Source organism: Flavobacterium sp. (assembly GCF_040382755.1).
Taxonomy (GTDB): domain Bacteria; phylum Bacteroidota; class Bacteroidia; order Flavobacteriales; family Flavobacteriaceae; genus Flavobacterium.
On the sequence record NZ_JBEIET010000051.1, the window covers coordinates 1 to 14,232 of the forward strand.

The following is a 14,232-nucleotide window of genomic DNA, read 5'->3' on the forward strand; positions in this document are numbered from 1 at the left end:
CAGAAAACAAAAAGTACCAACATCAAAATTCAACGATTTGATGTTACCAATTATAGAAAACCAACCGCCACCAGCATTAAAAGGGAAGTATGTAAAAATTAAATATTGTATGCAATTGCCTACTCCGGTACCACAGTTTGTATTTTTTGCCAACTTACCACAATATGTAAAAGACCCATACAAACGTTTTATTGAAAATAAATTGCGAGAAAACTACAATTTTAGTGGTGTCCCAATAGATATTTACTTCAGACAGAAATAAAATAAAAAAACCGATAAGTGATTATCGGTTTTTTTTTTAAATAATTTTCGCTAAAATGTATACAGAAAAAAAAGGTATAACTATTAATAACATTTGAAATGTAAAATCAATCCAATCAGCCTTTTCAGCTTCTCCATCCGAAAATAATTGAAAATGCCTTTCAGTAAAATAAATATGGCGTTTTTTAAATTTTAAGAAAAATAAATCTATAATTTTAAAACTAATTAAACACACTAATGGGATAACTGAAAATATAAAGTCTGTTTTTTTGTTTTCGTTTAGGTTTTCAATTTTTGAATAAATAAAGTAATATTCAAGTAAAACATAAATTAAACTTAAAAGTAAAAAAATAATATATACGCTATTTTTTCTAAGAATTCGAAAAGCATATGGGAAAACCATAAAAACGCAAATAATTATTGTTGCTGTAATCATATTTTAATTTTTTCCAATATTTAAACAGATTATTGAACACTTTTTCAAAACTATTTTATATTTCTCCATTTTAAAACGAATTACTTAATTACCAACTCCCTCCAGCACCTCCACCAGAAAAGCCGCCTCCGCCAAATCCACCACCGAAGCCTCCACCAAATCCACCACCAGATGATGAACCACCGCCAAAACTACCGCCGCTGCGACCCAAACTACTTAAAATAATAATATCCATTAAGTCAGGACCACCAAATCCTCCTGAATTGCCGCCATTATTTCCTTTGTTTTTAGAGGCTATGATTAAAAATAATATTACAAAAACTATTATGATTAGTATTGGAATACTACTTCCTTTATCTTTTTTTCGTTCGCCTTTGTATTTTCCTGTTAAAACTTTAAAAATGGCATCGGTACCTTTGTCTAATCCAGTATAATAATTTCCTGCTTTAAATTCCGGAATTATTACATTTCTAACAATTTCACCAGTCATACCGGCTACAAGTTGTACTTCGGTCCCATAACCTGGTGAAATCCAAATTTTACGATCGTTTTTTGAAAGCAAAATTACAATTCCATTATCTTTTTCAGCATCTCCAATCCCCCAAGCTTCTCCCCAATTTGGCGTTAAAGTTTGGATATTGTCTCCGTTTAAATCTTCAATAATAATGGCAACAATTTGTGTAGAAGTGGAATCAGAATATCTAACTAATTTTTCTTCTAATTGTGTTTTTTCAACATCAGATAAAAGTTTTGCATAGTCATAAACAGAAGTTTGTAAGCTGGGTTTTTCGGGTATTTTATATTGTCCTAACGAAACTTGAGAAAACAATAAAAAAGCAAAAAAGGCAATACAACTACTACTTTTTAGAATTTGGAACCTAAATTTTTGAATTTCCATATTAACCTTTTGAAATTTCATTAGACAATTCATTTGTGTCGGTTTCACCATCATATGGAAAATGTTTTTTCAATTGTATACCAGCTTCTAAAATCCCTTTAATTAAACCGTCTTTATATTGTCCAGCTTTGAATTTTTCAATCACAATATCTTTAGTAGAATTCCAAAAATCGGGTGCTACTAAATCATTAATGCCTTTATCACCAAGAATTGCAAAACTTTTTGTTTTTGTGCAAATGTAAAAAAGCACTCCATTTTTCAATTCGGTGGCATCCATATTAAGAATATGAAACACCTCTTTCGCTCTTTCCATTGAAGGTTTGGTACTATTTTCTTCAATATGTACACGAATTTCACCTGAAGTGTTTTTTTCGGCAATCACAATCGCTGCAACAATTTCTTGTTCGTCAGCTTTAGATAAAAACGCTGTGCTTTCTGGCATTATTTGATTGTTTAATCTGAATTAGAATTTTACTTTTGGTGCATTTTCTGCTCCAGCAACAGCTTTAAAGTACGCTTTTTCAGTATAACCACCTAAAAATATATTTTGCGGCATAGCTAAAACATAACCATTATATGCTAATACGGATTCGTTAAAACGAGTTCTTGCAGTTAAAATTTGGTTTTCTGTACTCGCTAATTCATCTTGTAATTGCTTGAAATTTTCTGTTGCTCTTAATTGAGGATATGCTTCAACGCTAACTAAAAGTTTCGATAATGAACTCGTAATACCACTTTGTGCTTGATTAAATTGATCTAATTGTGCAGGAGTAATATTTTTTGGATCGATTGTTACCGATGTAGCTTTTGCTCTTGCTTCTACAACTGCTGTTAAGGTACTTTTTTCAAAATCGGCAGCGCCTTTAACAGTGTTGACTAAATTGTCAATTAAATCAAGTCTTCTTTGATATGCGGTATTTACATTTCCCCACTCTTTTTCTGTAGCTTGACTAAATAGTAAAGCTTTATTTTTTACATTCATAAAGTATAAAAATCCTAAGATAATAATACCTACGACTACTAATACGGGAGCAAATTTTTTCATAATTTTTTGATTTTAATTTAAGTTAATTTTTTATGTAATTTGATTTTCTTTAAAATAATACAATAATCCTGTAATAAAGCTAAAAGAAATAAATCCAATGGTCCACAATACTTTTTCGTTATTCTTTAATTTTACAGAATGATTAATTTGATAGATGCCTAATATAATATAACACAAGGTAGTAAACAACCCTAATATCAAAAATAAAGTTGCAAATTCCAAATGACAGATTTTTAATAAACTACCAAAAAGGACCAAAATAAAAGCCAAAACAAATATTTTTTTATATAGATTATTAATTGTTTTCATTTTTTTAAACATTTTGTTTTGTTAAAGCCCTTTTTTCATTTCTTGCAATTTATTTTTGATGCCTTCCAATTTATTTATGATTTCAAAATTATCTAAGGTTTTCTTTTTTCCTTCTTTCAAATGAATTTTAGCACCTTCCAGGGTAAACCCGCGTTCTTTTACTAAATGGTAAATCATTTGCAGCACTTTTACATCATCTGGACGAAACATGCGGTCGCCTTTAGCATTTTTTTTAGGATTGATTTCATCAAATTCTTTATCCCAAAAACGAATTAATGAAGCGTTTACATCAAATGCCTTCGCTAATTCGCCAATGCCATAATATCTTTTTTCTGGTAAGTTTACTTGCATTTTATTTTTGTTATTTTAGTTTCAGGTTTCAAGTTTCATGTTGGTTTGTTAACTTGAAACTTGGAACTTGAAACACTATTTTAATCAAAAGCTTAATTTTCGTTTTTGGCTAAATTAGTAATTAAAACAAATTCTTTTACAAAAAAGTTGCCTTTTAGAAACTTTTTGTTGTTAGCGATTTCATTAAAATTTACTATTTTTGTGCACGTTACAACAAAGTAACACTTATTATACGAAAGAACTTGAATTTTGTTTCATATTTTGAAATATTTTTTTAGAATTTCAATCAAATTAATTATTCGATTCAATATCATTTAAAATGAAATCACAAGACATAAGAAAAGCGTATTTACAATTTTTTGAAAGCAAAGGACACACCATCGTTCCTTCTGCCCCAATTGTATTAAAAGACGACCCAACACTGATGTTTAATAACTCAGGAATGGCACAGTTTAAAGAGTTTTTCTTAGGAAATGGTACGCCAAAAAGTAATCGAATCACAGATACTCAAAAATGTTTACGCGTTTCAGGAAAACACAATGATTTAGAAGATGTAGGTTTTGATACCTATCACCATACTATGTTCGAAATGCTTGGAAATTGGTCTTTTGGCGATTATTTTAAAAAGGATGCATTGCCTTGGGCTTGGGAATTTCTTACGGAAGTTTTAAAGTTAGAAAAAGATCGATTGTATGTGTCTGTTTTTGAAGGAAGCACGGAAGATAATGTGCCTTTCGATCAAGAGGCTTGGGATATTTGGAAACAATTTGTACCCGAAGACCGAATTATATTAGGAAATAAAAAAGATAATTTTTGGGAAATGGGCGACCAAGGTCCGTGTGGTCCGTGTTCTGAAATTCATATAGATTTACGTTCCGATGCCGAAAGAAATGAGGTTTCTGGAAGAAGTTTAGTCAACGCCGACCATCCGCAAGTAGTCGAAATTTGGAATAACGTTTTTATGGAATTTAATCGTAAAGCCGATGGTTCTTTAGAAAAATTACCCGCACAACACGTAGATACTGGAATGGGATTTGAGCGTTTGTGTATGGCGATGCAAAATGTAACTTCGAATTACGATACGGATGTTTTTACACCGCTTATCGCAAAAGTCGAAGAAATTACAGGATTAAAATATACGCCCAATACCCAATACCCAATACCCAATACCCAAGAAAAAACCAACATTGCTATTCGTGTGGTAGTAGACCACGTTCGTGCTGTGGCTTTCGCTATTGCGGATGGACAATTACCTTCAAATACAGGTGCCGGTTATGTAATTCGTAGAATTTTACGTCGTGCTATTCGTTACGGATTTACGTTTTTAGACACAAAAGAACCTTTTATCAATAAGTTAGTTGAAGTTTTAGCGAATCAAATGGGTGAATTTTTCCCTGAAATAAAATCGCAACAACAATTGGTTACCAACGTTATTCGTGAAGAAGAAACCTCTTTTTTAAAAACTTTGGAACAAGGAATTCAATTGTTAGAAAACGTAATGGTAAATACTTCTGGAAAAGAAGTTTCTGGAGAAAAAGCATTCGAATTATATGATACATTCGGATTTCCAATTGATTTAACAGCTTTAATTCTTAGAGAAAGAGGATTTAGTTTAGATGAAGCTGGTTTCGAAACAGAATTACAAAAACAAAAAGCACGTTCGCGTGCCGCTTCTGAAGTTTCTACTGAAGATTGGTCCGTATTAATTCCAGGAAATGTAGAAACGTTTGTCGGATATGATCAAACGGAAAATGAGGCAAAAATTACCCGTATTCGTAAAGTAGATTCTAAAAAAGACGGAATTTTATACCAAATCGTTTTAGATAATACGCCTTTTTATCCAGAAGGTGGTGGGCAAGTAGGAGATAAAGGAATATTAGTTTCGGCAAACGAGACTATTGATATTATCGATACCAAAAAAGAAAATAACTTAATTTTACATTTCGCAAAACAACTTCCAGAAAATGTAAATGCCAATTTTACTGCTAAAGTAAATACCGATTTAAGAGCGTCAACTTCAAAAAATCACTCGGCAACGCATTTGATGCATTTGGCCTTGAGAACTATTTTAGGAACGCACGTAGAACAGAAAGGTTCGTTAGTAAATCCGAATTATTTACGTTTCGACTTTTCACATTTTTCTAAAGTTACGGATAAAGAATTACGTCAGGTTGAAAATAGTGTTAATTCTCAAATTGAAGCCCAATTGCAATTAGTTGAACACCGAAATATTCCAATAAAAACGGCATTAGACAAAGGTGCTATGGCTTTATTTGGTGAAAAATATGGTGATTCAGTAAGAATGATTGAATTTGGGGATAGTAAGGAATTATGTGGAGGAATTCACGTGAAAAATAGTGCTGAAATATGGCATTTCAAAATTGTTTCAGAAGGTGCTGTAGCAGCTGGAATTCGTCGTATTGAAGCTATTACTGGTGATGCGGTTAAAGATTTTTATACGAATCAAGAAAATACCTTGTCGGAAATTAAGGAAGTATTGAAAAACCCTCAAGATGTTTTAAAATCAGTGTCTTCGTTGCAGGACGATAACGCAAAATTGAAAAAACAAATTGAGCAATTAGTAAAAGAAAAAATTGACGGATTAGCAACAAGTTTAGTTTCTGAATTTCAAGATGTTAATGGAATTAATTTCATAGCAAAACAAGTTGATTTATCGATGGCTGCTACCAAAGATTTAACACAAGCCATCGGAACTTCAAAACCAAACTCATTTGTAGTTTTAGCTTCAATTGAAGAAGGTTTACCAAATATTCACTGTTATATCGCTAAAGAATTAGTTGCAAACAAAGGTTTAAACGCTGGAACTGTAATCAGAGAATTAGGTAAATACATTGATGGAAATGGAGGCGGACAACCGTTTTTCGCTTCAGGAAAAGGTAAAAACACAAACGGAATTGCTGCGGTTTTAGAGAATGCGGTGAATTTTGTAAAATAAATATCCAATTTTATTGAAACACCGATTAAAGAAATTAGTATAATTTTTAATATTTTTTTAATCGGTGTTTTTTTATTTTCTTTCCCCAATTTGTTGGCGCCACATCGCGTAATACAGTCCTTTTTCAACCAATAAATCTTCGTGTTTACCTTGTTCGATAATTTTACCTTGTTCTAATACGAAAATTTTATCAGCGTGCATTATGGTTGATAATCGATGAGCAATTAAAATAGTAATTCTGTTTTCATCAGAAATATTTCTTATCGTACTATTAATTTCTTCTTCGGTAATTGAATCTAAAGCAGAAGTTGCTTCATCGAAAATTAATAAATTGGGCTGTCTCAATATGGCTCTTGCTATAGATAAACGTTGTTTTTCGCCTCCAGAAATTTTAATTCCGCCTTCACCAATTGTCGAATTTAAACCGTTTTCCGCACGTTCTAAAAGTTTGCCACAACTTGCTTTTTGCAACGCGCTTATTAATTCTTCATCTGTTGCTTTTGGTTTTACAAACAATAAATTTTCTCTAATTGTTCCAGAAAACAATTGTGCGTCTTGTGTTACAAACCCTAATTGTTTTCGCAATTTTAAAATATCAATTTTTTTAGAATCGATACCATTATACAAAACGTGACCAATTGCTGGCGGATACAAACCAACTAATAATTTTACTAAAGTTGTTTTTCCTGAACCTGATGGGCCAACAAACGCGACGGTTTCGCCTTGTTTTATTGAAAAATTTATATTTTCAACCGCAGGCTGTTTGGCAGTTTTATGTTTGAAACTCACATCGGTAAACACTAAAGAACTTATTTTTCCAAAATTTTCGGGCTCTTCTGGTCGGTGTTCTGATTTTGCTTTTAATAAATTTTCAAAGTTTTCCATCGATACTTTTGTTTCATTTTTAGCGATAATAAAAGCACTTAATTCTTGCAATGGGTTAAAAATAAAAAAGGTAAAAAATACCATAGTTAGTAAATCACCAACTACAATTTTATCGCTAAATAAGAAATAATACAGTCCGAAAACTACGCAAGTTCGCATAAAATGCACTGTTGTACCTTGAATAAAACTCAAACTTCTAATAAAACGAATTTTCTGAATTTCAAGTTGTAAAATTTTATGTGTATTTGAATTCAGCCTGTTTTCTTCTTGTTTGGTTAAACCCAAACTTTTAACCAATTCTATATTTCGTAAACTTTCTGTGGTTGATCCCGCTAAGGAATTGGTTTGCATAACGATATTTCTCGCCACTGCTTTTATTTTTTTACCTAAGAAGGAACTAATAAATGCAATAATAGGTGCGGTTAATACAAAAATAAATGCAATTCTGTAGTCAATTCTTGAAATGTAAACAATTACAAAAATGAATCCAATTATGGTTTGAAAAATCAATGAAATAGATAGTGTAATTAGCTTTTCTGAGTCGGTTCTGGCTTTTTGCAATTTACTTAAGGTTTCGCCACTACTTTGATCTTCAAAATCTTCGTAAGGTAAATCTAAAGATTTTTTAATACCATCCGTATACATTTCTGCACCTGTTCTTTGAATGACAATATTGGTAAAGTAATCTTGGAAGTTTTTTGTGATACGAGAAATCATTGCAGCCGTAAGGGAAAGTCCTAACCAAAAGCCAACAGATTTTATGAAACCGATTTCATTGCCTTTGTATTTCGCAATTCCCACACCACAATCTTGCATTAATTTACCTGTAATAATAGAGTCTGACAAACTAAAACAAATGTTTATGGTGGCCATTAAAAGTGCAAAAAAGAGTAGTAATTTGTGTTTTCGTAAATACTTATAAAGCAATTTCATTTGTGAAAATTTAAGTCGCAAAAGTAAGCAATAAAAAGTCTTTACATATTTTTTTACAACTATTTAACTTGTTTTTGTATTTTTGAATGAAGATATACAGTACTATGAAATTTCAAACCACCATTCCAATAAAAAAATCTGATTTTTTAATTGATTATTCTTCAAAATTAGTTTCTTTAGGTTCTTGTTTTGCTGAAAATATGGGTGATAAATTTGACTATTTTAAATTTTCAACGATTACCAATCCGTTTGGAATTATTTTTAATCCAATATCATTAGAAAAAATAATTATTAGAAGTATTCATAAAAAATATTTTACAGAGAAAGACATTTTTTTTCATAATGAATCTTGGCATTGTTACGAAGTACATTCCGAACTTTCTATTCCTAATAAAACGGAATTTCTTACTACTTTAAATCAATTGATTGATACCACAAACGGGCATCTTGAAAAAGCGACACATTGTCTAATTACTATAGGGACTTCTTGGGTGTACAAGCATATTGAAAGCGATGCGCTTGTTGCGAATTGTCATAAAGTTTCACAAAAACAATTTGTAAAAGAGTTACTTTCTGTCGCTGATGTAGAGGCGAGTTTGAAAAGAATTGTTTCAGAAATTCAAGTTGTAAATCCAAATTGTAAATTTATTTTTACGATTTCTCCTGTTCGTCATAGTAAAGATGGTTTTGTTGAAAATAACGTAAGTAAATCGCATTTAATTACTGCGCTGTATCAATTTCTATCAAATACTACTTCAAGTATTTATTTTCCGAGTTTTGAAATTATGATGGACGAGTTACGTGATTACCGATTTTATGCGGAAGATATGTTACATCCAAATCAAACTGCAATTGATTATATTTGGATGAAATTTTCTGAAAATTATATAAATGAAACCGAATTTGAAACGATGCAACACGTTTCAGAAATTCAAAAAGCATTGAGTCACAGACCTTTTAATCCTAATTCTGAAAGTCATTTAAAATTTCAGGATAATTTAAAACAAAAAATTAATGCCATTGTAGCTAAATATCCTGAAATGAAATTTTAAGGCATCTGTTATAATTTGCTTTGTAAGCTTTGCCAGCTACCGCCATTTATGCATTCAATACCGTTTCGTTTTAGTATGTTTGTTGCCATTCCGCTTCTGTTTCCACTTCTGCAACAAGCAATAACTGGTTTGTTTAGTTTTTTTATGTCGTTAATTTTCGATTCGATAATTTGTAAAGGAATGTTTTTGGAGTTTTGAATGTGTCCTCCAGCAAATTCTTCATATGTTCTAACATCAATGATTATTGCATTTTTTTCTTTAAATGCTGCAATTTGAGCGGATTTATCACCAAATCCTAAAAAATCTAAAATTCCCATATTGTTTTGTTTTTAGCAAATATATGGGAATCTTATAATTTTTATGTAACAAATGTTACTATGTAGTTTGTTTTTCGAAAATTAAAGCTAAACCGCCGTCAATTAAATGTGCAATTTCTGGACGTTTTGTTTTAACTTTTTCTAAATGATTTAAAACTTTATCAATTAAATTCGAATGATTTTCTTTTTTAGCTAATTCGGCAATTTCAACTGAAAGTAACCAATCGTTTTCATGATTTGCAGTTACAGCACCAAAGGCTTCTTTCAGCGTAATTTCAGCAGGTTTTCCCTCTCTTAATTTTCTAATATTTAGGTATAAATTTTCAAGTTCTTCTCGTTTGCTGGATTTTTTTTGTTTTATAGTATGCGATGTTGGAACGTGGGTAATCATATCAAAACTTGAAACATCTGCAGGTCCTGAAAAAGCGGATGTTATTTTTTTACCTACAGCCATATCATAAATTCCCCATTCTGGAGCAAATAATACCGTTTCGCCGTGAGTTACTGTACAGTTTTTGAATTTAATTAGTAAAATTTCACCTTGTAAATTTCGTGTACCTGTAATAATTTCACCAGAAACTTTAATGTTTCCTTCAAATTCTAAAGTAATTTGTTCGCCTTCGTAAATATCATAAGCACGTAAATCTCTTGGGCCCATATCTTCAATGGCCAAGTTAATGCCTTTTAACATTCCAATTGGCGAACCAAATCCATCAGGATGCGATGCTGTTCCGTGTCCAACTAATTCTTTTTCTCTATACGATAAAGCTGTTTTTCCTGTGGTTTGAATGTAAACTGGTTTTCCTTCGTTTTCAATTACGTTTGTAAAAACGCCTGATATTTGTAAGCCAGTACTTAATTCTGCAGTACCCATAGCTTTTGAAGTAATTAACTTTTGAATTCCAGATAAACCTCCTGTTCGCAATGCCATTTTATTTGCAAATTCTTCTAAAACAGAACTTAATTTGGCGAAATCTGGCGTTACATAAAGTTGTGGTTGTGGTTTGGTGATGTCAAAACTTTGGTCTGCTGCTGAAATATCGTAGGGAAGTTTTTTGACTTCATCTGTCATACACCAAGCACTTTCACCAATAGATGAAAGCAAACCTGCACCATATATTTTTGGGTTTTCTACTGTTCCAATTAATCCGTATTCTACTGTCCACCAATGTAAATTTCTAATTTTTGACATTTCAGACAATTCACCCATATTGTTTTGTAAAAATTCAACTTGGTCTTCCGCAGCTTTAATTTCAGTTTCCGGAGTATCTTCAGCTTCTTTTACGATAGATAATAATCGAACCGCTTCATATAATTCGTAATCTCTTGAAGATGAAATGGCCTTGCAACCAATTTCGCCAAAACGACGTAAATATTCTGCATATTCTGGATTGGCAATAATAGGAGCGTGTCCTGCACCTTCATGAATAATATCTGGAGCGGGAGTGTATTCAATATGTTCTAATTGTCTAATATCACAAGCAATTACTAAAACATTATACGCTTGAAATTCCATAAAAGCACTTGGAGGAATAAATCCGTCAACCGCTACAGCAGCCCAACCAATTTCTTTCAAAATTCGGTTCATACCATACATGTTAGGAATATTATCAATTTCTAACCCGGTTTTTTCTAATCCTTCTAAATAAGAATTATGTGCCACTTTAGATAAGTAATTTACGTTTTTACGCATTACATATCTCCAAACCGCTTGGTTTATAGGCGTATAATCAGAATAATCCTGTGGAATTATAAACTGTTTTAAATGTTTAGGTAACCTGTCTATCAATGGGTTACTTTCAAAATTAGTTTCCATAATGGTATTTATGATGTTTCAGTAAAATTACGATAAATTTTATATCAAATTATGATTTTTATCATGCAAATAAAAAATCCTGACAGTTTATTAAACGAATCAGGATTATCGTTCCCGCGATTGGCGAGGTTGCGAACTTCAGAACTGATTATTTTCTATTAAAGATAAAATTTCTTGCGAAACGTAAACGTTATTTTACTACAAAATTCGCAATCTTGCCAATCGCCTGTTTAGTGGATAGCCACTTTATTTGTTTTCTGATTCTATTTTAAAATTATGTTTTATTCCAATATTAAATAAATTATTATTTGGTGAATTAGGAACTATCTGAAGCCAATCAGCCTCATCTCTGTCGTTTCCAAATACATAAACTTCGTAACTTATATACACAGCTGTATTTTTTGAAATAAAGTAATTAAATCCTATTCCAGGATTAAAAGAGCCATAAAATTTTGAGTAGTCAGTTTTTTCATTTGGAGGATAATAATAATTACTTTTTATTTCTTGATTCAATGTAATTCCTAATTTCAAGTTTCCGCTAAAATTCTTCACTATTCGATATTTCCAAATTATATTCAATGGAACTGCAATTACAGCTCCTTCAAAAACGCCTTTTGAAGAATCATTTTTATTAACAACTCCTGTTTCAAAATATTTTATTCTACCATTAATTGACCAATTTTTAGCAAAATAATATTCAGCTAAAAATCCAGCCTGTAGAGAAGTCATTCTACTTGGATGAACAGAAGTTATTGCATTTAAACCAATTTCTGCACCAAAAAACCATTTTCCCTTTGGATTTATAATTTCGTTTGTTTGTGAAATGATTTTACTTGAAAATAAAAGCAAAAGAATAAAAATTAATATTTTATATTTCATTTTCTTTTTTTTAGTTCAGTTTTTCTGTTGTTTCCGCTAACTTTTCAATAATATTGTACCTATTTTACAATTGGAGGATATTTCTCTAAAATTTTTGAAACAAATTCAGCAATTCGTTCGTCTTTCTTTTCAAAGTTTGTTGTTAAATATCCTGTTCCTATTCCTTGCCAAACTAACTCTTTAGTTTTTGCATCAACAATGTCAATATATAGCGTGCCTTCTGGAGTAGTCGTTGTTTGCGTGAAACCCATTCCCATTCCCCAACCTGGACCCCAGCCCCAGCCCCAGCCAAAACCGTAGCCCCAACCCATGTTGTTGTATACATTAACACGTTCACGCTCTTTTGTGAAAATATTGATTAAAACATCGGGATTTTCAGATTTTGAAAATTGTTTAGTAGGCATTACAGCATCAATTGCATATAAAATACGCTTCTTATCTAAATCTGAAATTTCTAATTTATCTATGCTGCTTTTATTATAGGCATAGGTTTTGTAAGCTGCAAAATTTGCTTTTTTGTCATAATCTGTATTTACATAAACAGACGAACAAGAAGAAAGGATAAAAAATCCTAAAACCGATAGAAGTTTAATTAATTTCATATTCTATTATTTAATTTAATAATTTTTCGTCAACTAAGTTTGGAAGCGTTACTTTTAATAAAGGTTGAGCTTCCATTGCACGTTTTATAGCGAATATTGCGCCTTCATTTCTGGCCCAATTTCTTCTTGATATTCCATTATTTACATCCCAGAACAACATCATTTCCAAACGTTTAGATGCTTCTTTTGTACCATCAAGAAGCATGCCAAAACCTCCGTTTATGACTTCACCCCAGCCAACGCCTCCTCCATTATGAATAGAAACCCAAGTGGCACCACGGAAACTGTCGCCAATTACATTTTGAATAGCCATATCAGCTGTAAATCTTGAACCGTCATAAATATTAGACGTTTCTCTGTATGGCGAATCGGTACCAGAAACATCATGATGGTCTCTTCCTAAAATTACCATTCCAATTTCGCCTCGAGCTATTGCTTGATTGAATGCTTCTGCAATTTTAATTCGTCCTTCGGCATCAGCATATAAAATACGAGCTTGCGATCCTACAACTAATTTGTTCTCTTGAGCGCCTTTTATCCACTGAATATTGTCTGCCATTTGTTGCTGAATTTCTTCTGGAGAAGTTTTCATCATTTCTTCTAAAACAGAACAAGCAATTTCATCAGTTTTAGCTAAATCTTCAGGATTTCCTGAGGCACAAACCCAACGAAATGGTCCAAAACCATAATCAAAACACATCGGACCCATAATGTCTTGTACGTAACTATTGTATTTAAAATCGATATGATTTTCTGCAAATACATCTGCACCAGCTCTTGAAGCTTCTAATAAAAACGCATTTCCATAGTCGAAGAAATAGGTGCCTTTATCCGTATGTTTATTAATTGCAAGCGCATGTCGACGCAACGTTTTTTGTACTTCTTCCTTAAATTTTTCTGGATGATTTGCCATCATTTCATTTGACTCATCAAATGTAAATCCAATAGGGTAGTAGCCACCAGCCCAAGGATTGTGAAGTGACGTTTGGTCAGAACCTAAATCGATGTGTAAATTTTCTTCATCAAATCGTTCCCAAACATCTACAACATTTCCTAAATAAGCAATAGAAACTACTTCATTGGTTTCCAATGCTTTTCTAACTCTCGCTACTAAAAGTGTAATGTCTTCAATTACTTCATTTATCCAACCTTGTGAATGGCGAATATGTGTAATTTTAGGATTCACTTCCGCGCAAACGGTAACACATCCCGCAATATTTCCTGCTTTTGGTTGTGCACCAGACATTCCACCTAGTCCAGAGGTTACAAATAAACCGCCTTTTGGTGATTTTTTTATTTTTCGAAAACCGTTTAAAACGGTAATTGTAGTTCCATGAACAATACCTTGAGGTCCAATATACATATAACTTCCTGCGGTCATTTGTCCGTATTGCGACACGCCCAAGGCATTCATTTTTTCCCAATCATCTGGTTTAGAGTAATTTGGAATTACCATTCCGTTGGTAACTACAACTCTTGGTGCTTCTTTATG

The 14,232-nt window shown here is 32.0% G+C and carries 13 protein-coding genes and 1 pseudogene; 3 read left to right on the plus strand and 11 right to left on the minus strand.

Annotated features, from left to right (window positions below):
- Positions 1 to 262: pseudogene (locus ABWO04_RS06335) on the plus strand (ribosome biogenesis GTPase Der); the annotation flags it as partial.
- 523 nt (positions 263 to 785) lie between these two features.
- Here the strand turns inward: ABWO04_RS06335 and ABWO04_RS06340 are convergent.
- Genes ABWO04_RS06340 through ABWO04_RS06360 form a run of 5 tightly spaced genes read right to left on the minus strand, consistent with a single transcriptional unit; the run spans position 786 to position 3,300 of the window.
- Positions 786 to 1,595: a TPM domain-containing protein gene (locus ABWO04_RS06340; RefSeq protein ID WP_353078355.1), complete on the minus strand. Its 810-nt coding sequence runs from the start codon at positions 1,593 to 1,595 to the stop codon at positions 786 to 788.
- Between the two features lies 1 nt (position 1,596).
- On the minus strand, positions 1,597 to 2,037 hold the full coding sequence (locus ABWO04_RS06345; RefSeq protein ID WP_353078357.1) for a TPM domain-containing protein: 441 nt from the start codon (positions 2,035 to 2,037) through the stop codon (positions 1,597 to 1,599).
- 21 nt (positions 2,038 to 2,058) lie between these two features.
- On the minus strand, positions 2,059 to 2,640 hold the full coding sequence (locus ABWO04_RS06350) for a LemA family protein (RefSeq protein ID WP_353078358.1): 582 nt from the start codon (positions 2,638 to 2,640) through the stop codon (positions 2,059 to 2,061).
- A gap of 30 nt (positions 2,641 to 2,670) precedes the next feature.
- Positions 2,671 to 2,949: a hypothetical protein gene (locus ABWO04_RS06355; RefSeq protein ID WP_353078360.1), complete on the minus strand. Its 279-nt coding sequence runs from the start codon at positions 2,947 to 2,949 to the stop codon at positions 2,671 to 2,673.
- A gap of 21 nt (positions 2,950 to 2,970) precedes the next feature.
- Positions 2,971 to 3,300 carry a MerR family transcriptional regulator gene (locus tag ABWO04_RS06360; protein ID WP_291242825.1) on the minus strand — a complete coding sequence of 110 codons (330 nt, stop codon included), beginning with the start codon at positions 3,298 to 3,300 and terminating at the stop codon, positions 2,971 to 2,973.
- Positions 3,301 to 3,619: 319 nt separating this feature from the next.
- Between ABWO04_RS06360 and alaS the strand changes: the two genes are divergently transcribed.
- Positions 3,620 to 6,256 carry an alanine--tRNA ligase gene (gene alaS, locus ABWO04_RS06365; RefSeq protein ID WP_353078362.1) on the plus strand — a complete coding sequence of 879 codons (2,637 nt, stop codon included), beginning with the start codon at positions 3,620 to 3,622 and terminating at the stop codon, positions 6,254 to 6,256.
- Between the two features lie 72 nt (positions 6,257 to 6,328).
- Here alaS and ABWO04_RS06370 read toward each other — a convergent pair whose 3' ends face one another.
- Positions 6,329 to 8,074 (minus strand): ABC transporter ATP-binding protein, encoded by a 1,746-nt coding sequence (locus ABWO04_RS06370; protein ID WP_353078364.1) that lies wholly within the window; start codon positions 8,072 to 8,074, stop codon positions 6,329 to 6,331.
- A 104-nt stretch (positions 8,075 to 8,178) separates the two neighbouring features.
- On the opposite strand from ABWO04_RS06370, the gene ABWO04_RS06375 reads away from it, so the two are divergent.
- The gene (locus ABWO04_RS06375; RefSeq protein ID WP_353078366.1) at positions 8,179 to 9,126 is read left to right on the plus strand and encodes a GSCFA domain-containing protein; all 948 of its coding nucleotides are present in this window, start codon (positions 8,179 to 8,181) and stop codon (positions 9,124 to 9,126) included.
- Between the two features lie 8 nt (positions 9,127 to 9,134).
- On the opposite strand, the gene ABWO04_RS06380 is transcribed toward ABWO04_RS06375, so the two are convergent.
- The 5 genes from ABWO04_RS06380 to ABWO04_RS06400 all read right to left on the minus strand — a co-directional run.
- Positions 9,135 to 9,443: a rhodanese-like domain-containing protein gene (locus tag ABWO04_RS06380; protein ID WP_353078368.1), complete on the minus strand. Its 309-nt coding sequence runs from the start codon at positions 9,441 to 9,443 to the stop codon at positions 9,135 to 9,137.
- 58 nt (positions 9,444 to 9,501) lie between these two features.
- Positions 9,502 to 11,259 carry an aromatic amino acid hydroxylase gene (locus ABWO04_RS06385; protein ID WP_353078369.1) on the minus strand — a complete coding sequence of 586 codons (1,758 nt, stop codon included), beginning with the start codon at positions 11,257 to 11,259 and terminating at the stop codon, positions 9,502 to 9,504.
- A 246-nt stretch (positions 11,260 to 11,505) separates the two neighbouring features.
- Entirely contained in the window at positions 11,506 to 12,138 is a 633-nt protein-coding gene (locus ABWO04_RS06390; RefSeq protein WP_353078371.1) for an outer membrane beta-barrel protein, read from the minus strand.
- A gap of 59 nt (positions 12,139 to 12,197) precedes the next feature.
- The gene (locus ABWO04_RS06395; protein WP_353078372.1) at positions 12,198 to 12,740 is read right to left on the minus strand and encodes a DUF4136 domain-containing protein; all 543 of its coding nucleotides are present in this window, start codon (positions 12,738 to 12,740) and stop codon (positions 12,198 to 12,200) included.
- A gap of 10 nt (positions 12,741 to 12,750) precedes the next feature.
- Positions 12,751 to 14,232: urocanase-related protein (locus ABWO04_RS06400; RefSeq protein WP_353078374.1), on the minus strand; the 1,482-nt coding region annotated here is incomplete at its 5' end.